At 61.2% G+C, this 20,589-nt stretch carries 16 protein-coding genes and 1 other annotated feature; of the genes, 12 read left to right on the top strand and 4 right to left on the bottom strand.

Features of this window, described 5'->3' with window-relative positions; genetic code table 11:
* Positions 1 to 345: 345 nt before the first annotated feature.
* On the top strand, positions 346 to 1,965 hold the full coding sequence (locus tag ACWV14_RS22635; protein WP_454903864.1) for a hypothetical protein: 1,620 nt from the start codon (positions 346 to 348) through the stop codon (positions 1,963 to 1,965).
* A gap of 8 nt (positions 1,966 to 1,973) precedes the next feature.
* Complete coding sequence (locus tag ACWV14_RS22630; RefSeq protein WP_454903862.1) at positions 1,974 to 2,375, top strand: caspase family protein; 402 nt, start codon at positions 1,974 to 1,976, stop codon at positions 2,373 to 2,375.
* 50 nt (positions 2,376 to 2,425) lie between these two features.
* Here ACWV14_RS22630 and istB read toward each other — a convergent pair whose 3' ends face one another.
* Positions 2,426 to 3,229, bottom strand: a complete 804-nt coding sequence (gene istB / locus ACWV14_RS22625) for an IS21-like element helper ATPase IstB (RefSeq protein WP_454901618.1) — start codon at positions 3,227 to 3,229, stop codon at positions 2,426 to 2,428.
* Entirely contained in the window at positions 3,219 to 4,808 is a 1,590-nt protein-coding gene (gene istA / locus ACWV14_RS22620) for an IS21 family transposase (protein WP_454901620.1), read from the bottom strand. The genes istB and istA overlap by 11 nt, the downstream gene beginning before the upstream one ends.
* A gap of 213 nt (positions 4,809 to 5,021) precedes the next feature.
* Here istA and ACWV14_RS22615 point away from each other — a divergent pair, with 213 nt between their 5' ends.
* Both ACWV14_RS22615 and ACWV14_RS22610 read left to right on the top strand, forming a co-directional pair.
* Positions 5,022 to 5,951 carry a hypothetical protein gene (locus ACWV14_RS22615; RefSeq protein WP_454912796.1) on the top strand — a complete coding sequence of 310 codons (930 nt, stop codon included), beginning with the start codon at positions 5,022 to 5,024 and terminating at the stop codon, positions 5,949 to 5,951.
* Positions 5,948 to 6,706, top strand: coding sequence for a CHAP domain-containing protein (locus tag ACWV14_RS22610; protein ID WP_454912795.1), 759 nt, complete (start codon positions 5,948 to 5,950; stop codon positions 6,704 to 6,706). Before ACWV14_RS22615 ends, ACWV14_RS22610 begins: the two co-directional genes overlap by 4 nt.
* Before the next feature lie 214 nt (positions 6,707 to 6,920).
* On the opposite strand, the gene ACWV14_RS22605 is transcribed toward ACWV14_RS22610, so the two are convergent.
* Positions 6,921 to 7,607: a hypothetical protein gene (locus ACWV14_RS22605; RefSeq protein WP_454903860.1), complete on the bottom strand. Its 687-nt coding sequence runs from the start codon at positions 7,605 to 7,607 to the stop codon at positions 6,921 to 6,923.
* Between the two features lie 704 nt (positions 7,608 to 8,311).
* Between ACWV14_RS22605 and ACWV14_RS22600 the strand changes: the two genes are divergently transcribed.
* A protein-coding gene (locus tag ACWV14_RS22600) for an IS3 family transposase (protein WP_454903859.1) occupies positions 8,312 to 9,543 on the top strand; the annotation gives its coding sequence in 2 pieces (ribosomal slippage) (positions 8,312 to 8,603 and positions 8,603 to 9,543; 1,233 coding nt in all).
* Positions 8,590 to 8,706 (top strand) — a sequence feature (AL1L pseudoknot). (Overlaps the previous gene by 117 nt.)
* Before the next feature lie 260 nt (positions 9,544 to 9,803).
* Here the strand turns inward: ACWV14_RS22600 and ACWV14_RS22595 are convergent.
* Positions 9,804 to 10,535 carry a response regulator transcription factor gene (locus tag ACWV14_RS22595; protein ID WP_454903857.1) on the bottom strand — a complete coding sequence of 244 codons (732 nt, stop codon included), beginning with the start codon at positions 10,533 to 10,535 and terminating at the stop codon, positions 9,804 to 9,806.
* A gap of 59 nt (positions 10,536 to 10,594) precedes the next feature.
* Here ACWV14_RS22595 and ACWV14_RS22590 point away from each other — a divergent pair, with 59 nt between their 5' ends.
* The 7 genes from ACWV14_RS22590 (at position 10,595) to ACWV14_RS22560 (ending at position 20,520) form a co-directional block, all read left to right on the top strand.
* Positions 10,595 to 12,538: a sensor histidine kinase gene (locus ACWV14_RS22590; RefSeq protein WP_454903856.1), complete on the top strand. Its 1,944-nt coding sequence runs from the start codon at positions 10,595 to 10,597 to the stop codon at positions 12,536 to 12,538.
* A gap of 456 nt (positions 12,539 to 12,994) precedes the next feature.
* Entirely contained in the window at positions 12,995 to 13,924 is a 930-nt protein-coding gene (locus ACWV14_RS22585; protein ID WP_454903855.1) for a response regulator transcription factor, read from the top strand.
* Positions 13,925 to 14,128: 204 nt separating this feature from the next.
* Complete coding sequence (locus ACWV14_RS22580; RefSeq protein ID WP_454903853.1) at positions 14,129 to 15,556, top strand: TolC family outer membrane protein; 1,428 nt, start codon at positions 14,129 to 14,131, stop codon at positions 15,554 to 15,556.
* Positions 15,553 to 17,670, top strand: coding sequence for a type I secretion system permease/ATPase (locus tag ACWV14_RS22575; RefSeq protein ID WP_454903851.1), 2,118 nt, complete (start codon positions 15,553 to 15,555; stop codon positions 17,668 to 17,670). The genes ACWV14_RS22580 and ACWV14_RS22575 overlap by 4 nt, the downstream gene beginning before the upstream one ends.
* Positions 17,657 to 18,955: an HlyD family type I secretion periplasmic adaptor subunit gene (locus ACWV14_RS22570; RefSeq protein WP_454903850.1), complete on the top strand. Its 1,299-nt coding sequence runs from the start codon at positions 17,657 to 17,659 to the stop codon at positions 18,953 to 18,955. Before ACWV14_RS22575 ends, ACWV14_RS22570 begins: the two co-directional genes overlap by 14 nt.
* Before the next feature lie 9 nt (positions 18,956 to 18,964).
* Positions 18,965 to 20,260 carry a tetratricopeptide repeat protein gene (locus ACWV14_RS22565; protein WP_454903848.1) on the top strand — a complete coding sequence of 432 codons (1,296 nt, stop codon included), beginning with the start codon at positions 18,965 to 18,967 and terminating at the stop codon, positions 20,258 to 20,260.
* Positions 20,242 to 20,520, top strand: a complete 279-nt coding sequence (locus ACWV14_RS22560; RefSeq protein ID WP_422087586.1) for a flagellar transcriptional regulator FlhD — start codon at positions 20,242 to 20,244, stop codon at positions 20,518 to 20,520. The genes ACWV14_RS22565 and ACWV14_RS22560 overlap by 19 nt, the downstream gene beginning before the upstream one ends.
* Positions 20,521 to 20,589: the final 69 nt, after the last annotated feature.

Raw genomic sequence — 20,589 nt, 5'->3', positions numbered from 1 at the left:
CGAGGATTCGACGGCGCGCGGCGCGAAGCTTCGATGGCGCAGTTCGCGGCCCCATCGGAGCTAGTCCTCGACGCGAAGGATCGATGGCCTTGCGCACTCCTCGTGTGCCCCGATCCGCAAAGCATCGCATGCATTCTGAAGATGGTTAGCCCAGGGATCAGATGCGCAGTCGATTGAGGCGTCCGCTGCGACCTGCTCTTATCAGAAAAACGATGCGGATGCCATCGCACTTACCGGGTATTTCGCATAGCTGCGCTGGCATGGAGACTGCGAAGTCGATCCGTCAGAGTATTCGAAAACCTAAGAGGACGTGCAACCCTCGGCACGGCTGTAGAGGAGAGGGAAATGCGAGCGTTGCTGTTCAGCCTCATGCTCCCTCTGGGAGTTGCCTGTTCGAACACCGCACCCGGCAAAGCACCAGGTGAAGAGGCGCGGGCCCTGCCTGCCGAAGCGCAAGCCAGCTTTCGTGTGCCTGCCATTGCGACCTATGAGGCCAGGATCGGCGCATCGGAATGCAGGGATCCGGCCGCTCAGCCTGGCGATTGCGCAGAACAGATTCCGAACTTCCGCAGCAAATATTGGCGCTTGGTACTTCAAGAGGTCCCCGGAGGCGTCGGCACAGAGACGCCAGGGCAGCCGAGCGTCGCGGACCTGCTGTTGACGGCTGTACGGCGCGAGGACTCTGTGCTTGCCCAAAGCCTGTATGTACGGCGCGGTACCGAGGCCATGGAGCTGCCGATCAGTTCGAGCCGACTCGTCAACGGCAAATTCCGCGGCGAGGGCGTTGCGCTTCGACCCGATGCGCTGACGCCATGGGTGCTCGGCGCCAAGGAAGCTGTGGAGGAGGTGAGGGTGGCCGCGCTGTCCACCGTCGTGACAAAGGAAACGTCCAATTTTGTCCAGGTGTTTTCTGGCGCCGCGACGGCACTGGCGGTCATTAATCCGGCGACCGCCGGTGCCTTGGCAATCCCTGGAGTCCGACAGGCGATCGGTGCCTTCGACCAGATGGAACAGAAGCTGAACGAGGCCAGAAGCGGCACCGCGAACTTCACCGTTCAGACCATCCAGATCTATCCTCGATATTTGAAAGAGCTCAACGTCTACGTGCGCCATCCAGACGGCACGATCGGCCCGCAGCGGCTGTACCAAGTACGTGTGGCGTCCCGGAATTCCTTGTTTTTGAGCAACCTCGATGACAAGGCGATGCTCTCGGTCATTCACGGGTATGACTTGGCATCCACGGGCGTGCAGCCACCGACTCGGCTCATCAACGAGTTGAAGAAGCGCGTTCCCGTGACCGATAAAGAGGTGATCACTGGCGCGCACTGCAAGGCGTTCCTGGTGGAGGCCGGCGCAATGGGCCTGAATGACCTGGATCAGACGCTCGCTGCAGCGACGTGGCTCGACTCGCTGAGCTGGAACATGCTTCGCGAGAGACGCGACGGCACTGGCGTCTGCTACGAACTGTTGTCCCCCATGCTGAACGCAGCCAATAAGGAACTGCTGATCCCCGACGGCAAACTCGCGCCAGAAGGTCCGGATCGTCAACTGCAGGACACCGCGCTGGGCGAGATCACCGTGATCTTCAACGGCGAGAACACCGCGATGTCCAAGCGCCGGTTTCTGCCCACCGTGCGCGTGGAGTCTGCGGAAAGGAACGAAATCCTCAACGACTACTTCCAGGCCGATCTGGAGGCCGAAGGCGCGGTGTTCACCTCTGGTCAACTGGCTGATCTCTTTCAGGCGCAGCCAGCAAGCCCGTTGCAGTTCAATCGCAAGACACCTTGCTATCGCGTTGCGTCAAAGGACACAAGCTCCATGACGATCGAAACGCGATGCATGGTGGTGATGGACAAAAGTGGCGCGGCGCAGCCCTACAAGGTCACCCTCGCGCTCGACAGGTCGCTGGTCAATGAGCCTGATCGTGCTGCGGTTCGCGTGATCCGGTTCAGCAAGCTTCCTTGAGGTACCACATGTCAAAAACTGTTTACCAGGTACTGGGCATTCGCACCAGGCATCGCTCTGTCCTGCGCGCAGTGCTGTCCGTTGCGGCTGTGACATGCGTTGCGCAGCCGGCTGCGGCGCAATTGAAAGTTGGCACGTCCACCGGAGAGATGGTTGTCTACGAACAGAGCGAGGCCCTGCTGATTGGTGCGTCGGTTTACAAGAATGCCGCCGCGTGGCCGAAGCTGACCAGTGTGCCAACGGAAGTGGAGTCGGTCGCCGACGCGCTGCGACTGCAGGGTTTCAAGGTCACGTCGTTACCTAACCCCAGCTCAGAGCAACTGTACCAAGGCATGAAGAATTTTCTCTTCCAGAAGATGAAGGCGAAGTCTCGTGCCATCGTCTATTTGTTGAGTTCCATGGAATCCTGACCCGCGATTTCCATCGAATATTGACCCACCCTCTTTGCGAGCCAGCCGGCTCACGGTGTGGATAAGTTCTTGGCTTTCTCCTTTTTAGGTTGGACTGCTTGAACGGGTTGAGCCGAGCTGTGCTTGAAGCGGAAGCTGTCGTTTCCGGTCTCCAGAATATGGCAGTGATGCGTGAGCCGGTCCAGCAACGCCGTCGTCATCTTCGCGTCGCCGAAGACGCTGGCCCACTCGCTGAAGCTCAAGTTGGTTGTGATCACCACGCTCGTGCGTTCGTAGAGTTTGGACAGCAGATGGAACAACAGCGCGCCACCTGATGCGCTGAACGGCAGGTAGCCCAGTTCATCGAGCACCACCATGTCCGCGTACATCAGTCGGTGCGCGATGTGGCCGGGATTGCCACTGGCCTTCTCTTGCTCGAGTGCGTTGACCAGTTCTACCGTCGAGAAGAAGCGCACCCGGCGGTGTTGGTGCTCGATGGCCTGCACGCCCAGCGCCGTGGCGATGTGGGTCTTGCCGGTGCCCGGACCGCCCACGAGCACCACGTTCTGCGCATCGTCCATGAACTCGCATCGGTGTAGCTGACGCACCAGCGCCTCGTTGACCTCGCTGTTGGCGAAGTCGAAGCCAGCGAGATCGCGATAGGCTGGGAAGCGAGCGAGCTTCAACTGGTAGGCCACCGAGCGTACCTCCCGCTCGGCTGTCTCTGCCTTTAGCAACTGCGAGAGCATCGGTTGGGCCGCCTCGAAGGCCGGCGATCCCTGCTCGGCCAGCTCCGCGACGGCCTGGGCCATGCCGTGCATCTTGAGTTCGCGCAGCATGATCACGATGGCGCCGCTGGCAGGGTCATGTCGCATGGCGCACCTCCTGGCTACTCGACTTGGAGTTCAGCGGCCCGCGCAGGCCGCCAGCAGCGCTGGCACGCCCCCGGAGCGTGTCGTAGCGCAGCACATCGGCCTTCGGCTCGTTCATCAGGCGCAGTGCCTGCGGTGCCGTGACAGGCGCCGGCGCAATGGGCTTGGCATCGAGCAGTCGGTGCAGCACATTCAGCACATGAGTCTTGCTGGCCACGCCGGCTTCCAGCGCCAGTTCGACCGCGGTCAGCACTGCCTGCTCGTCGTGGTGCAGCACCAGCGCCAGGATCTCCACCATCTCGCGGTCTCCGCCTGGCTGCTTCAGCAGCGCGGCCTGCAGCCGCCGGAAGCCCTGCGGCAGCTCGCTGAAGGGCGCTCCGTTCCTGAGCGCTCCTGGCTTGCGTTGCAGCACTGCCAGGTAGTGCCTCCAGTCGTAGACGGTCTGACCTGCGGTGTCGTGGCGACGGTCAATGATGCGCGTGTGCTCGCACACGATCTGGCCCTCGGCCGCCACGACGAGGCGTTCGGCGTACACGCGCAGGCTCACTGGCCGGTTCGCGTAGGAGGCCGGAACGCTGTAACGGTTGCGCTCGAAGTGCACCAGGCAGGTGGGCGAGACGCGCTTGGTGTGTTCCACGAAACCATCGAAGGGTCTGGGGATCTGCAACAGTAGTGGCCGTTCCTGCGCCCAGACATCGGCTACGGTCCCTGGCAGCTTGCCGTGGACGATCTCGCCCCACAGCGCCTTGCAGCGGTCCTCCAGCCAGTCGTTGAGCAGCGCCAGCGTGGCGAACGCCGGCACAGGTTGCCACAACCGGTGGCGCGCATCACGCACGTTCTTCTCGACCTGGCCCTTCTCCCAGCCCGAGGCCGGGTTGCAGAACTCGGCCTCGAACAGGTAGTGACTGACCATGGCGCTGAAGCGCGCGTTGATGTCGCGCTCCTTGCCGCGGCGTACCTTGTCCACGGCGGTCTTCATGTTGTCGTAGATGCCGCGCCGAGGCACGCCCCCGAGTACCTCGAAGGCCCGGTTGTGCGCATCGAACAGCATCTCGTGGGTCTGCAACAGGTAGGCGCGCACGATGAACGCACGGCTGTGGCTGAGCTTGAAGTGCGCCACCTGCAGCTTGGTGCGTTCACCAGCGATGACGGCCCAGTCCTCGCTCCAGTCGAACTGGAATGCCTCGCCGGGACCGAAGGCCAGAGGCACGAAGGTGCCGCGCCCGGTCGTCTGCTGGACCTCGTGGAGATGCGCATGCCACGCTCGTGCAAAGGCCGCCACGCGGTTGTAGGAGCCCTGGTAGCCCAGCGCCACCAGATCGGCGTGCATCTGCTTGAGCGTGCGCCGCTGCTTGCGTGACTTAGACGCCTCGCTCTTGAGCCAGCCGCCGAGCTTCTCGGCGAACGCGTCGAGCTTGCTCGGGCTGATGCGCTTCGCGTAGCTGGGCGCCGCCTCGCCCTCGCGAAGGTACTTGCGGATGGTGTTGCGAGACAAGCCCGTGCGCCGGGCTATCTCTCGGATGGACAGTTGCTCTCGCAGTGCCCAACGCCTGATGACACTCAGTGTCGCCACGTCAATCACTCCTGTGCTCCTGCTGCTAAAAGCAGCAGGTTAGGGTTATCACGTGGGTCAGATTTAGATGGAAATCACCGGGCCAAGTGGGTCACTTCTGGATGGAAATCAACAGTCTATTTTTCCGGACACGGTTGGACCGACAGCAGAGGCGTCGGTTACCTGGTCGGCACCGAGGCGCCGGCCTCGGATGCGCCAGATTTCAAGCAGCGCCTCGTCTCGATGGAGATGATCCGCTCGCTTGCGAAAGACGCCACTGCACGACATACGCTGTTTGTCTTCGACAGTTGCTACTCTGGCTCCATCTTCGTGACCAAGGGAAATGAATTGTTTCGCGCTGTCGCGCTTGAAGAGCTGCAAACCCCCGTGGTGCAGTTCTTGAGCTCAGGCAATGCGAAGCAGCGCTCCCCAAGCGAGAGCGCGTTCACACCGGCCTTCGTGTCAGCCGTCAAAGGAGCCGCGGATCTCAACGGTGACGGCATCGTGCAAGCCAACGAGCTTGGCCTGTTTGTCGCGAAGGAGGTCCCCAAGATCTCTCCGCAGACTCCGCAGTTCGGTTCCTTGAGCGAAACGGGCGGGCAGGTGATCTTTCTCCCAGTGCGAACCCCCGTCAACGGAAACGTCACGTCCACCGCGCCGGCATCCCCAACCTCCCCAACATCCCCGCCGACAACGAGCCCGGCAGCGCCCGTCTCGCCGAAAGTGGAGGTCGCAAAGGTAGTCCAGAAGATGCCGACCATCGCCACGCCCTCGGCCACAGCCGCCGGCGCGGCCGACTTCAGAGCGCGCTTTCCGACAACCAAGGTTTACTACTACCGAAAGGCCAGCGATGGGCTGGCGATTCTCGATGTCCTGAACAAGTCCGACATTCCCTTCACAGCCCGTCCCGCCGAGTTGCCGGAATCCGAAAGCACAAACGCTTTGGCCTGCGGTCCTGCCACGAACATCGAAGCGCTCAAGGCCATCGGATTCAAGCTCCTCGACGCCAAGGTGAAGCTTCAGGCGATTTACCCCTACGCGCAACCAGAGGCGAAAGGCGGTCGGGTGCAGTTGAATGCCAACAGCTATGCGCGCAATAGTCCTCCGCTCACGCGCGAGGACTTGGAAAAACTGACGGGATGTCCAACGAAACTCACAAGGGCGAAGCTATGAACTCCCTCCCTATCTCAAGACGCGACATGCTGGTATCGGTTGCAATGGCGGCGCTCGCCGGCCAGGCGTCAGCTGAAATCATCACCGAATTGCAGGTCGGCGACCCAGGTCAGCCGGCGGAACAGCTGGAGTTCGATTCGTCGGTCCTGAAATCGATGCTTTCTGGGAACAAGTCATCTCTCGAACCGAAGTACTCTGACTTCCGAGAGCGTCTGCTGAAAGAAGCGTCCAGCTGGGTCGGAAAGAATCGTGCCGATAACAAGGAGGAGATCTCGACGCTGTTACGCTTCTTCGACTTGCCGTTCGCTGATAAAAACGGCCCTGTTCCTTTTTGCGCTGCAGGAATCTCTTATGTCGCGGCGATGGTGTACGCCCGCAAGGTATATCCCACCGGCGAAATCACTACTGCGACCCTGTCCAACTTTGTAGCGGAAGTCGAGCGGTACCACTTCTATCCGACCCCGAATGTGCGTGGGATTCAACTCGTAGGTGAAGCCAAGGCCAACTGGGTACCGGCGATGACTAAGGACAAGGGGCCAGCAAAACCCAGGCGTGGCTGGCTGGTACTTTTCAACTGGGGTGGCAATCAGAATCACATCGGTGTGGTCGAGAGTGTTCTGAAAGGTCGTCTTCAGACAATCGAATTCAACACTTCCGCGGAGGGTGTGGCGGGCAGTCAGCGTCAGGGGGGCGCCGTGGCCCGTAGAAATCGGGACTATCCATCCAAGTACGTGCGCGGGTTCGTGGCGGTCTGACGTTGCTCAAGGTGTCAAATCGGGGGCATTCAGCGTCCACGGCGCACGCGCAAGCGCCAGAGATCCGAGGATGCCTTCATCAAACGACCGGCAATTCGTTTTTCCTCAAGGCTTGCGTCTCGCGGCGGTGCGCCTTGCCGCTGTTTGCAATATCGATCCATGCGAAGGAGCCGGGTCAAGTTGCGGCAGCGCTTGCGTGTTGCATCGCACCTGCTCACCCTTTTCTGGGGCATTTCGCCCGGACTTGAGGTTGGTCGGTGAAGTGCCTGTACAAAGCCACCGGCCTCAGCATGAGGCCGCAGCGCCGTTGAAGCGTGGTCTGCTTGAATGCTCCATAGGCGTCAAGTTGTCTTTGCACCCGTTCGTCGACCGTCGAGGCTCCGCGCTGATGCGCCTTATTGGCGGCGGCAGGTGAGGAATTACGCACTCGCACGTTGACCAGCGATTCCTCGATGGCCCCGTCGCCGGGAGGCACAAACTGCACGTTTAGCGAAGGCTTCCAGTACCGGTCCATCCATTGCTGAATCAGCCACGTCTGCTCGCGCTCCTGACGCAGGGCGGCACGCATCCATGTACAAAAGACCCTCCAGTCGTCTGGTGTCAGAGCTGCATTGCGGTATTTGGCGCAGTAGTCTTTGTCTGCTCGCAAAGTGGCCAGGTGGAACGGCTCGCCAAGAAGATCCGTCGACAACCTCTGGGTGGAACAAAGACCCGCAGCTCGAAGTTGATCGTAGTAGCCTAGATTCTTACCCTTTCGATAGAGATCAGGATTGGCGATGCGCAAGAGTCCCGCCTTGAACGTGTCCGGAACTGTTTCGCTCGCAGCGACGTGGCGGAAGAAATCGAGCATCTCGTTCCCGTCGGTGTGTGAAATTCCCACGCCGCCTTCGCTGTAGCTCATCAAATGCTTGCCTGTGTGGGGGCCAGCCACGCTCTTCCAGTTCAGGCCTGCAGGGTCAGCTGGCAAAGGCTCGGATGGAGCCACCCCCCACTGCGCAACTCCGACCGTCAGCGCCAACAAGCCCCCGCCGAACTGGGCATCCGGGTCGGAAGGGTTTGATCGATAGGCGGTAACCAGGCGCCTTATCAAATGCGAGTCCAATGTCTCCCCGGATGCGTTGTCATCAGCCCGGTCAGACCATTGCCCCCCTGCGACAAGCACTTGGTGAACAAGCTCGCTCGGGTCGGCTTGGACCGATGTCGTCAATAGGGCGACACTGATCGCGATGAAGAGGGAATAGCAACGAGGTTGCATCAAAGAGTTCCACGATTATTTGCCTCGGAGGCGCTATGGCTTCCGGGACAGGCGCAAACTTCCTCCCTGTGCGTGAATCTACAGTCGAATCGCTTGTACGGCTATCAGCAAAATATGTGAGGCCGCATGGCACTCAGTGCGCTCAGGGTTCGTGCGCTCAATGAGTTTGGCAGACTTGGCTTGCTAAGCGGTACGTTTTCTGGTGCGCCGAAAACCCGGTGAGATTCGAGACGATCACAGGTCAGGCGATGAGCGTGCAGTCGCTTTTGCAACGCATCGGCGCGCGCATGGATCGCTGCCTGAATCGCCCCGGCTTTTCAGGAGGCTCAACACTCTGAGAGGATTGAGCCATGAAGAAGTCGAACAAGTTTTCACCTGAGGTGCGTGAACGCGCGGTGAGGATGGTGCAGGAGCACCGCGGGGAGTACCCGTCGCTGTGGGCGGCGATCGAATCGATTGCACCGAAGATCGGCTGTGTGCCGCAGACGCTGAACGAATGGGTCAAGCGCGACGAGGTCGACAACGGCGTTAGAGAAGGCGTGACGACCGGCGAGGCCCAGCGGATGAAGGAACTTGAACGCGAGGTCAAGGAATTGCGCCGAGCCAACGAGATCCTGAAGCTGGCGAGCGCGTTTTTCGCCCAGGCGGAGCTCGACCGCCGGCTGAAGTCCTGAGGGATTTCATTGACAAGCATCGTGACACCTTCGGGGTCGAGCCGATTTGCAAGGTCTTGCAGATCGCCCCGTCAGGCTACCGGCGGCACGCGGCACTGCTGCGCGAGCCACACAAGCGCTGCGCCAGAGCACACCGAGACGATGCCCTTATGCCGGCGATACAGCGCGTCTGGCAGGCCAACATGCAGGTCTATGGGGCCGACAAGGTCTGGAGGCAACTGGCGCGCGAGGGCACTACTGTGGCGCGCTGCACAGTCGAGCGGCTGATGCGGCGCCTGGGACTGCGGGGCGTGATGCGCGGTAAGGTGGTGAAGACCACGATCAGCGATTGCAAAGCACCGTGCCCGCTGGATCGGGTCAACCGGCAGTTCCGCGCGCAGCGACCGAACCAACTGTGGGTCTCTGACTTCACTTACGTGTCGACATGGCAGGGCTGGCTGTACGTCGCCTTCGTGATCGATGTGTTCGCCCGGCGCATCGTGGGCTGGCGGGTCAGCAGCTCGATGCGCACGGACTTCGTGCTCGATGCTTTGGAGCAAGCGCTGTACGACCGTCAGCCCGAGCGCGATGGCAGCTTGATTTGCCACTCCGACCGCTGGTCGCAATACGTCAGCATCAGGTACACCGAACGGCTGGGCGAGGCCGGCATCGAGCCATCAGTGGGCAGCAAAGGTGATTCGTACGACAACGCCCTGGCCGAGACGATCAACGGCCTCTACAAGGCCGAGCTGATCCATCGCCGGGCACCGTGGAAGACCAAGGAGGCGGTGGAGTTCGCGACGCTCGAGTGGGTGTCCTGGTTCAACCACCATCGCCTACTTGAACCCATCGGCTACATCCCGCCTGCAGAAGCCGAGGCAAACTACTACCGGCAACTCGCCAGTCAGACCGCCACGATGGCGGCATGACTTAAACCAACCGGCCTCCATGAAAGCCGGGGCGATTCAGTGGCATCGAGAAGAATCCATCACTGGTGATCCACGTGCCTGTAGGCTATCCCTTTGTCTTCCGATTCGAGCAGGCGTGCGGGATGTGCGTTCGGAGTAGATAGTGCGACGCACCTTCGGGAGCGTCGGAGAAAATAAGAAAAGACAAATAAAATCAACGACTTACGGGATATTTTCTCGCGACGCACCTTATTCCAAATTAGCAGGCCGGGCGAGGGCGCTCAGGCCCGGAATCGGTAGCCGGTGCCTCTGACGGTGTGCAGCGGCAGCGAAATGCCCGCCGCGAGTGCCTTGCGCCGAAGGCGGCTGATCACAACGTCCACGCGCTGAAGATCGAAATGCTCGAGATCGCCGCCGAGTGCGGCCGCGAGTTCCGTGCGGTCGACAGGCTTGTCGCGCCGCTTGAACAGGCATCCCACGATGGCTCGCTCGGACATGGTGAGGCGCAGCATCCGGTCGCCGGGGTCGCAGAGGATCCAGTCTTCTTCCCTGAGCTCCCAGCGCCCTGTACCTCTTGTGGTCTCGGCCTGCAGGGGTGTGGCACGGGAACCGCGCTCGGACACCTTGATGCGCCGGTGGATGGCCTGCAGCGAAGCGGCAAGTTCTTCGGCATGCACCGGCTTCACGAAATAGGCGTCCGCGCCGTCGCGCAGGCCGCGAACCCGATCGCTGAGTTCGTGGCGTGCGGTCGCAAACACGATTCCCACGTTGCTGGCCGAACGCAGGTGCTGCGCAATTGAAAATCCGTTTTCGTCCGGAAGCCCGATGTCGATGACCACTATGTCGCATCGGCGGACCGCGTAGGCCCGATAAAACGCGGACGCCGTGGAAAAACCATAAGCCTCGATGTCCATCTGATTGAGGCTATATACGAGTGCCTCTTGCAGGTCCTCTTCATCTTCGATCAGGTAGACGATTATTTTTTCGTCGCTGTCGATTTTCGTAATGTTCATGGTGCATATTTCCTCGGCCTCGGCGAGAGTTTCGACGGCGAGCCAGACAAATCAATGAAATGAAAAAAAATCGCTGCCTGTTTTTGATATTTGGACTGATTTTTTGGCTGTCGTGCCAGGGCGCGGAAGGAGTCGTTCTCGAGAAGGGGCAGGGCGATGATGGTCCGATTTCGTTGGCGAAGGAGGTGGAGGTGTTTCGTGACCCTACCGGGAAGGTCACTATGGACGATATCGTCTCAGAACCGCAAAAGTACAGCTTCGTCCGTGAAGATATTCGCTCTCAGGAAAGATATTCCAACGATGCCTTGTGGATGCGGGTCTCGCTGCAACACGAAGTCGGCACTCCGATTGACTGGGTCGTGCAAATATTTCCGGCCTGGATCGATGAAGTCGAGATGTATTTCGTGGCTCCCGACGGGAAAATTTCATCCAACAAGGCGGGTGATCAATTTTCCTTTATGGAAAGGGAGATTCAGTCCAGCATCATGGCATTCCCGCTGGTCGTGGATTCAATGCCGAGAACGTACTATTTCAGGGTCAAGACCCATGGAGTGACCATCCTGGATCTGAATCTTTGGCAGAAATCGAAATTCGAAAAAGTCGAGCTGAAAAGAAGTCTTTTCTTTTCTGCATTTTTCGGTTCCGTTGGCGTCATGGTGCTGATGAATCTGATTTTCTGGAAATGGACCCGGGACAGCAATTATTTTATATATTCGTTGTTCCTGATCGTGATGCTGGCGGCTGTGTTTGCACTGCAGGGATATTCCAGCTCTCTGTTTTTTCCGAACAATCCGGTGTATGCGGATCGTTTTGTCGATGCGACCGCCTGTGCACTCATGTCGATTTCCGCCGTATTCGTATGCCGGTTTTTCACCTATGCGGAATATTCGGATTGGGCCGCCAAGCTCATGTATCTGGTGGCATTCATATTCTTCCTGGCAGTCATATTTGCCTTGCTCGGGGTCATCGAAAATGCAATCGGATGGTTGCTCTATCTCGAAATTGCTGTCGGTGTTTTCAATACGATATTCATCGCCTGGGTCATTGCGCATAGAAAGGCTTTCCATCAACTGTTCGCTGCGCTCTTGTTCTTCGTCGTAAATTCGTCATGGCTCTTCTACTCCATGGTGCTGCTGGGCGTCGTGAGACTGGAGCAATCGTTCGTCACGGAATCATTGATCCAGTTCACTCAGGTGGCAAATCTGGCAGTACTCAACATTGCAGTGGTGAGCCGCTCCAGGCAGTCCGAACTGAGATTGCGGGCGGAGAGAAAGCGGGCTTTCAATTCGATGAAAGTCGCAAAGCTTGCACTGGAGGATCGTGTACGCCAGCGCGAATTTGTAGCAATCCTCTCGCATGAATTCCGTACGCCGCTCGCCATCATCGACGCGGTGGCCCAGGCGCTAGGGTTGTCACCATCGGGAAGTGACGAGCGCGTAAAGCGCAGTGCCGAAAAAATCCGTAAAGCCACTCGCCGCCTCACTACTCTTGTGGAAAACATCTTGCTGGACGATGCGCTGGAATCCGGGGTGCGCGCAACCTTCCGAAGCTTCGATCTTTGTAGCGTGATTGAAAACGTTCGCAATGTGGGCTTGCCTGATGAGCATGCGCGTTTGAATATCAATGCGGTCCGACGGCCAATTTTGTTTGAAGGGGATCAGGCGAAAATTGAGATGGCCGTTCGAAATTTGCTTTTGAATGCCATCAAATACTCTCCGGCGGATTCGATTGTAGATGTGCAATGCGAAGCAGGCGCCAATATTTTCAGTGTGACAGTCTCAAACAAAGGAAATCCGATTCCGGATTCCGAGAAGGGCGAGTTGTTCGAGCGCTATTTCAGAGGCGGAAATTCTTCACTGGTGCCGGGATCCGGTCTCGGCCTTCATATTTCACGTGCGATCACCCGCTTGCATGGCGGCGATGTCGTGCTGGTCTCCAGCAACGGCGCCGGTACGGTGTTTCGCCTGACGCTGCCCTTGCCGCCCCAGAGAGTCTCCAGCTAACGATTTGTGTATACAAAAGAGGTAGATCGTACTTTTCTGCTCAAGAAGTTACCACTATAGCGTGAAATAGTTCACGGTTTTCGTGAAAGTTGTGGTGACTTTGCTGTGCCATGAGCTAGGAATCATTGCTGCCGCATGAAATTTTCTCGGGAGCAGAAACGCACGGATTTGGTGCAAATATTGTTCCGCAGATGCTCCTCAGGCTCCGGTTCGAGCTTGTATAAACAATTCCTCCGGATTACGAGCTGCCTTTTAATGACATTAATTGCAAAAACATGTCATTAATTGTGCTGGTAATAAAACGATACATTCCGCTGGCCGAACGGTCATAGCGGAGTGCAGCCACAAGCCTCTCTAGACGTTCACCTTTGAACTTGAGAGGTTGGAATGATTTCCCCAGAGTCTTGTAGCCGATCCCCGATCCTGGAAGCGCAGGGCCACGTCCCTAACATCGGAATGGCGCCAGGAACGAAAGAGGAGGGCGAATGCCCCGGCGGGGCTGGTGTGCACCCCGCCCTGTTGTCCCAAGCCAGTTCCACTTATTCCGGCTATGGCCGATTGCCGGCAGCCTTGGAGATGCTCTCTCCTGATGCGCCCGGCGTTGCGAGCGCTTCCAGGGGCACAGTAGCCGGTGCAGCAGCCTTGGTTTCGGGCGAACCGCAGTTTCCTATCGTTGCCCTCGACGACTCCAGTACCAGTTGCCCTGATTTGCGAAAGAACATTGATAGGCTGGGTTGCGCGTCGGTGGCGTTCGACACGCTAGGCGATCTCATGAAAGCCCTTCAGGCGGGCGACCGCTTTGGTCTGCTGCTTTTGAACTTGCCTGCGGACGTAAATATAAATTGGCTTAAAGCTATTCGCAGCCTTTCCAGTGCGCCGGTTTTGTTTGTGGTCAACGAAAGCAAGGCCGCGTGGCAATTGCGCTCGGGTGGAAAACTCCATGAGGAGAGCAGTTTCGACTTTGTCTTTCCTCCCTTTGATGCCGCGGAGATACGACGGAGGGTGAGAAATTTGCTCAGCCGCGGTGCCTCGACTAAATCCGCTACTACAGGCAAAGGGGTCCTGGCCTTTAAAAACTACAGGTTCCAGCTCGACGAAAGAAAAGTTTTCTACGAAGAGCGGGAAATCGCCTTGCAGCGGCGCGAGTACGATCTGGCGCTCCATTTTTTCCAGAACATGGATTTGCCTTTGGCCAGGAGTAGTCTCAATTTTCTACTTCGCCGCGATCTTTCCGCATCTCGCTCTCGCGTGCTTGACGTCTATGTTGCAAAACTCAGAAAAAAACTGCGCATAGAACCCGCGAACGGGCTGATTTTGAAAGCAGTCTTCGGGTACGGCTATGAATTACGTACCACCGTCGCCCAGGAATTTTCCAGTCGATGGTAATTGCCCTTCCAGACGAGCTTGTCGCATCTACTGGTCCCGCGAATTGGCGGGAGCAATCGAATCTCTGTAAATGAGATGGGGCACGGTGATCTCCTGTGATCACGATGGCGGTGGCAACAGCCACGTTTCTGCCCATTGCTGGATGCAGGCACCGTACCGGCGGCTCAGGCTTTGTCGTCCCCGTCCGCCCTCGAACCAAAACACATGAACAAAGAACTCATTCATCGGCGGCTGGCAGCGGCGTGTCTGCTCGCGGCATGCGTCCCTGCTCTCGCGCAAAGCGACTACAGCGAACTGAAGCTTTCACGACGGCTGGCCCCCAGCGCGCTGGCCAAGGAATTGGGCGTCAAGCCCGGCCCCGCATTGCCCGAGGCTGCTGAAACCACGACGCCGCTGGAGTTGGCCGATGCCGTGCGGCAGGCGGTGGCGCGCCATCCGTCCATCTCCGACGCCATTGCCATGCTGGCCCAGCAGTCGGGTGGCGTGGACGTGGCACGCGCCGGCTATTACCCGTTGGTGCGTGTCGGCATGGGCGCGGGCGTCAACGGCCGCGGTTCCGCGGGCCAGGGACGCAGCAATGGCGCGCTCGCCACCGCCTCGGTGTCGCAGATGCTGTACGACTTCGGCAAGGTCTCCGGTGCGGTCGGGCAGTCGGAGGCGCAGGTGCAGCGCCAGCAGGCGGCGATCCTCAAGCAGATCGACGCCGTCGCACAGCAGGCGGCCGAAGCCGTGGTCATGACGCACCGTTACCAATCGCTCGTCGCCATTGCGCAGGAGCAGGTGCAGGCGGTCGAGAAAGTGCTGGAGACCGCGCGGCTGCGCGCCAATGCCGGTCTCAGTACGAAAGCCGACCCGATCCAGGCCGAGTCGCGCGTGGACAGCGCACGTGCCAACCTTCTGCAAGTGGAGTCGCAGCTGGCGCAGTGGCGCGAGCGCCTGGGCACGCTGCTGGGGCGTTCCGTGCCGCCGCGCATGGCACCGCTGCCGGAGCGCCTGGCGAGCGAACTGCGTGTCGACCTGCAGCCCGACACCAGCCTCATGCCCGAAGTGCTGGCCGCCGAAGCCGAACGCCGCGTCGCCACCGCCCAGCTCGAAGTTGCCAGGGCCCAGCGCTATCCCACCCTCAGCCTCGACGCTTCCGTCAACAGGCCCCTGGGCGGCATGAACTCCGGCGTTCCGGAGCGCAGCGGTGGCTCTCACTCGGTCATGCTCAACCTCTCCAGCGTGCTGTATCAGGGCGGCGCGCTCGAAGCCCAGGTCAACGCCGCCGTCGCCGCCGAGGAGGCCGCACGCATGCGCATCGAAACCGCTCGCCTCAACGCCGGCGACCAGGTGCGCAACTTCCGCGAGCAGGTCATCGGCGCGCAGGCACGCCTGGGCGTGCTGGCCGACCGGCGCCGCAGCATTGCCGAGGCGCGCGATCTCTACCGCGAGCAGTACACGCTCGGCACCCGTTCCATCCTCGACCTGCTCAATGCCGAGCAGGAAATTCACCAGGCCGCCGCCGACCAGGAGGCCGTGCTGCACGACCTCTGGGCCAGCCGCATCGGCTACATCGGCGCCACCGGCCAGGCCCGCGCGTACTACGGCTTGAACAACACCACCGTCCAGGGAATTGAACTGCTTCCATGAAGTTGCCTTCGCAGTACACGAGCTGGCTCGACGCCATGCTCTTCGTCGCTCGCCACTACGGCATCGGCGCCTCGGAAGAAAGCGTGCGCGTCTCGCTGGCCTGGGAGCGTGGCGCGCCGCTTGACACGCTGCTCGATCACATGGCCCGCCAGCTCGGCCTGACGCTGCGCCTGGGCGAGTTCTCCGAAGCGATGCTCGACCCGTGGCGCCTGCCGCTGGTGGTGGAGTTCGACAACGGGGAGGTCGGCGTGGTGCGCGCCTCCAACGGCCGTGGGCAGCTGGGCGTGCTGCTCGGCGGCGACCACGGCCTAGAGACGGCGCTGCCGCTCGATGAACTGCGCCGCCGCGCGAAACGCGTGGCCATGCTGCGGCCGAACAGCGCCGTGCCCGATGCGCGGGTGGACGACTACATCAAGCCCTACAAGGCCAACTGGTTCTGGGCCATCGCGCTGCGCGACTGGCGGCGCTACGGCGACATCATGCTGGCCTCGGTGTTCGCGAACGTGCTGGCACTTGCGTCGATGATCTTCTCAATGCAGATCTACGACCGCGTGGTGCCCGCGCAGTCGGAGTCGACGCTGTGGGTGCTGTTCGGCGGCGTGATGCTGGCGGTGGCCTTCGAGTTCATGCTGCGCGTGTCGCGCACGCACATCTCCGACGTGGTCGGCAAGCGCGCCGACCTCAAAGTGTCGGATGTGGTGTTCGGCCATGCGCTGCGTGTGCGTACCGACGCTCGCTCCAAGTCCACGGGCTCCTTCATCGCGCAGGTGAGGGAGGTGGAGCAGGTGAGGGAGCTGCTTACCTCCACCACCATCTCCGCTGTGGCCGACCTGCCGTTCTTCCTGCTGTTCCTCGTCGTTCTGTGGATGGTGGCCGGGCCACTCGCGCTGGTGGCCTTGGCGGCAGTGCCGTTGCTGGTCATTCCGGGGTTGCTCATCCAGAAGCCGCTGGCACGCCTGGCGAGCGAAGGAATGCGCGAATCGGCGTTGCGCAATGCCTTGCTGGTCGAAGTGGTCGAAGGCATCGAGGACATCAAGCTCATGCGCGCCGAGCCGCGCTTCCAGAACCAGTGGAACCACGTCAACGACGTGTCCGCCGGCGTCAGCATGCGGCAGCGCTTTCTTACGAGCCTGCTCATGACCTGGACGCAGGAAGTGCAGAGCATCGTGTATGCCGTGGTGCTGTTGGCGGGCTGCTTTCTCGTTATGCGGGGCGACATGACGACGGGCGCGCTGGTGGGCTCGTCGATCCTCGCATCTCGCATGATTTCGCCGCTGGCGCAGCTGTCGGGCGTGTTCGCGCGCTGGCAGCAGGCCAAGGTGGCGCGCGGCGGGCTCGACCAGCTCATGCAGCGCCCGGTCGACCAGGCCGACGGCGCACGGCTGGTGCATGCGCCGGCGCTGCAGGGGCATTACGCACTGGCCGGCGTCGAGTTTCGCTACGGCAAGGACGACAAGAGCCCAGCGCTCACGGTCGCGCAACTGCAGATTCAGGCAGGCGAGAAGGTCGCGTTGCTGGGCCGCATGGGCGCGGGCAAGTCGACGCTGCTGCAACTGCTGGCAGGCCTGCAGTCGCCGCAGCAGGGCCACGTGGCGCTCGATGCGCTCGACCTGTCGCTGATCGATCCGGCCGACCTGCGCCGCGACATTGGCCTGCTCACGCAGAACGCACGGCTCTTCCACGGTTCCATCCGCGAGAACGTGACCATGGGCATGCCGCTCGCCACCGACGACCAGGTGTTCGAGGCCATCGCGATGGCGGGTGCATTGCCCTTTCTTCAATCGCGCGCCGAGGGGCTGGACGAGCTCATCCACGAGGGCGGCCTGGGTCTCTCGGGTGGGCAGCGGCAGGCACTGCTGCTGGCGCGCACGCTGATCCGGCAGCCGTCGATCGTGCTGCTCGACGAGCCGACGGCGCACTTCGACGAGGTCTCCGAACGGCAGGTGATCGATCTGGTGGGCAACTGGATGGGGCCGCGCACGCTGGTGGTGGCAACGCATCGAATGCCGGTGCTGCAGTGGGTGGACCGCATCGTCGTGATCGACGGCGGCCGCATCGTGATGGACGGTTCGAAGGACCAGGTTCTTGGAAGGCTCTCCCATGGCAACGCCTGAGAAAATCCGGGTGAAGGCGCCAGCCACGGTCGGCATGACGATGCCGCCCGGTCTTGCTGCAGGCGCCAAGCCGCCGCGCGCGAAATCTCCTTTCCAGAAGACGGAACGCTCGAAGACCGCGCCCGCCGCCTACTATTCGCCGCCCGAGCCGCCGCTGCCGCGCGCATCGCTGCTCGTGTGGATCATTGCGGCGCTGCTGCTCGCGCTGCTTGCATGGGCCTGGCTTTTCAGGCTCGACGAGGTTTCCACCGGCGCGGGCAAGGTTGTGCCTTCATCGCGCGAGCAGATGATCCAGTCGCTCGAGGGCGGCATCCTGGTCGACCTGAAGGTGCGCGAGGGCGACATCGTCGATGCGGGAGAGGTGCTCGCGCAACTGGACAGGACGAAGACCGAATCGACCGTGGAGGAAAGCGCCTCGCGCGTGCGCGCCGCGCTGGCCATGTCGGCGCGGCTCACTGCCGAAGTAGGCGGCACGCCGCTGGTGTTTCCCCCGGAAGTGAGCTCCGACACCGACCTTGTGCGCACCGAAACTGCGCTTTACCAGTCGCGCCGCGAGCAGTTGTCGAGCAGCCTGGCTGGCGTGACCCAGGCGCTGTCGCTGATGCGCCGCGAGCTTGCGCTGACCGAGCCGCTGGTGTCGCGCGGCGCCGCAAGCGACGTCGAGGTGCTGCGCCTGAAGCGTCAGATCAACGAGGCCGAGACCAAGGCCGCCGACCTCAAGAGCCAGTACTACGTGAAGGCACGAGAAGACCTCGCCAAGGCCAACGCCGAGATCGAGGCACAGCGTTCGGTGACGCGCGGGCGTTCCGACTCGCTCACGCGGCTGACCTTTGTCTCGCCGGTGCGCGGCATCGTGAAGGACATCGCGGTGACCACGGTGGGCGGTGTGCTGCCTCCGGGCGGCAAGCTCATGGCGATCGTGCCGCTCGACGAGAAGCTGCTGGTCGAGGCACGCATCTCGCCGCGAGACGTGGCCTTCATCCACCCGGGCCAGGAAGCGGCGGTGAAGCTGACGGCTTACGACTACGCCATCTTCGGTGGCCTGCCGGGCAGGGTGACGACGATTTCGCCCGACACCATCCAGGACGACGTGAAGCGCGACGTGTACTACTACCGCGTGTACATCCGCACAGATGTCGATCACTTGAAGAACAAGAGCGGGCAGAGCTTCCCGATCGTGCCCGGAATGATCGCCACGGTGGACATCCACACGGGCAGCAAATCGGTGCTGGACTATCTGCTCAAGCCGTTGAACAAGGCCCGCGAAGCCTTGCGCGAGCGCTGAGAGGCCCGAATGAAAAGAGTGCCCATTCCGCGCCGCGGGCCTGCAATCTCGCAGCCTGCCCTGAACCAGTTGGGCAAGCAGTTTCGAACCGCCTTCGAAGCGGGCGACTTCACCCGAGCGTTGGCGTTCGCGACGCAGGCTTGGCAGGCCACCCGCAGCCCGCAGCCGCTGGCCGATGTCGCGCTGTGCCGCATGCGGCTGGGTCAGCCGGAGCAGGCTTACGACATCTATCGCGGCGTCGCCGAGTACCTGAAGACCGCGAACGTCTATGACGGCTTGGCGGAGGCGGCGGGGCACCTGGGCAAGTGGAGCGAAGTACGGGAGGTCGGCACGATCTCGCTCGAGCTGAAGAAGCTGGAGGCCGACAAGGAAGCGTCAGCCTCCACCGCCGACTCTCCCGTGCTTCCGCGCTTCGACGAAAGGAACCGCGAGCGAAACGTCATCGCTTTCAGCCTGTTCGGCGGCGACCCGCGCTACTGCGAGATGGCCGTGCTCAATGTGCGGGCCGCGCATGAGTTCTTCCCTGAATGGGTCTGCCGCTTCTACATAGACGGATCGGTGCCCACGGCGGTGTGCGAGCGCCTCGTGGCGGCGGGCGCATCGGTCATCGAGGCGCGCTCGGTTGGCGGCCAGGATCTGCCGGGCACCCTGTGGCGCTTTCTCGCACTCGACGATCCCGGGGTCGACCGCGTGCAGTTTCGAGATGCCGACTCGCTGTTGTCCACCCGCGACCAGGCGGCGGTGCGCGCATGGTGCGCCTCGGACTGCTGGTTTCATGTGATGCGCGACTATCACTCGCACACCGAGTTGATGCTGGCCGGCATGTGGGGCGCATGCCGCGGCGTCTTCACCGACATGGCGGGCGACATCCGCGCATATCTGAAGAGCCGGCCGTTCTCGTTGCGCTATGCAGACCAGCACTTCCTGCGCCATCGCGTCTGGAAAGTGGCTGCAACCAGCATGCTCACCCATGACGAGTGGTTCGGCCTGCCCGGCAGCGAGCCCTTTCCGCCGCATGTGCCGATGACCGTGGATGCGCGCTATGCCCACGTGGGCGCCAACATCGGTGCGCCTTCGATGGAGGTGGTGCATGCGGCGCCCGACGGCACGCAGGTCTGGTGGACGCTCCACGACGCCACGGGCCGAGCCGTCTGCAGCTACGGCGCCGTTGTCAGGAGCAACGGCTACAGCGTCAGCATCCCCGCCCCTTATGCCGCAGAGATTGCGGCCGGCCGCTGGAGAGTCGTCTCTTGCGGCCTTCCCTCATCAGATCTGGAGAAAACTCGATGTCCCTTGAAAACCTGAGTGGCGTAGACAGGCAGTTGCACAAGGAAATTGGCGACTTCAACCTGATGTACATGCTTCTGGCGCAGAAGCTGGTGAAGGAGGACGGTGCGGCGGCGATGCACCGCCTGGGTATCGGCAAGGATCTCGCCGATCTCCTTGCCAACATGTCCTCCGCGCAGATCGCGAAGCTGGCCGAGACGAACCTGATGCTTTGCAGCTTCCGGCTCGAGAACACGACGATCTCGCCGGCACGAGACATACGTTCGATCAAGAACTGAGCTCCTTTGCAACTCGGGTTTGCCGAGGACTCGCCGCGCGCCGGTGTGCCCGCTGCCCTCGACGACGAC

The sequence above is a fragment of the Variovorax durovernensis genome, from assembly GCF_977011995.1.
Note: the sequence above shows the minus strand (reverse complement) of the source record. Positions and strands in the feature narration are given on the sequence as shown.

Bases quoted from the DNA above. Each gene is read 5' to 3' on its own strand.
- ACWV14_RS22635 (WP_454903864.1), top strand. From the start codon at position 346: ATGCGAGCGTTGCTGTTCAGCCTCATGCTCCCTCTGGGAGTTGCCTGT.
- ACWV14_RS22630 (WP_454903862.1), top strand. From the start codon at position 1,974: ATGTCAAAAACTGTTTACCAGGTACTGGGCATTCGCACCAGGCATCGC.
- istB (WP_454901618.1), bottom strand. From the start codon at position 3,229: ATGCGACATGACCCTGCCAGCGGCGCCATCGTGATCATGCTGCGCGAA.
- ACWV14_RS22615 (WP_454912796.1), top strand. From the start codon at position 5,022: ATGGAGATGATCCGCTCGCTTGCGAAAGACGCCACTGCACGACATACG.
- ACWV14_RS22610 (WP_454912795.1), top strand. From the start codon at position 5,948: ATGAACTCCCTCCCTATCTCAAGACGCGACATGCTGGTATCGGTTGCA.
- ACWV14_RS22605 (WP_454903860.1), bottom strand. From the start codon at position 7,607: ATGAGCTACAGCGAAGGCGGCGTGGGAATTTCACACACCGACGGGAAC.
- ACWV14_RS22595 (WP_454903857.1), bottom strand. From the start codon at position 10,535: ATGAACATTACGAAAATCGACAGCGACGAAAAAATAATCGTCTACCTG.
- ACWV14_RS22590 (WP_454903856.1), top strand. From the start codon at position 10,595: ATGAAAAAAAATCGCTGCCTGTTTTTGATATTTGGACTGATTTTTTGG.
- ACWV14_RS22585 (WP_454903855.1), top strand. From the start codon at position 12,995: ATGGCGCCAGGAACGAAAGAGGAGGGCGAATGCCCCGGCGGGGCTGGT.
- ACWV14_RS22580 (WP_454903853.1), top strand. From the start codon at position 14,129: ATGAACAAAGAACTCATTCATCGGCGGCTGGCAGCGGCGTGTCTGCTC.
- ACWV14_RS22575 (WP_454903851.1), top strand. From the start codon at position 15,553: ATGAAGTTGCCTTCGCAGTACACGAGCTGGCTCGACGCCATGCTCTTC.
- ACWV14_RS22570 (WP_454903850.1), top strand. From the start codon at position 17,657: ATGGCAACGCCTGAGAAAATCCGGGTGAAGGCGCCAGCCACGGTCGGC.
- ACWV14_RS22565 (WP_454903848.1), top strand. From the start codon at position 18,965: ATGAAAAGAGTGCCCATTCCGCGCCGCGGGCCTGCAATCTCGCAGCCT.
- ACWV14_RS22560 (WP_422087586.1), top strand. From the start codon at position 20,242: ATGTCCCTTGAAAACCTGAGTGGCGTAGACAGGCAGTTGCACAAGGAA.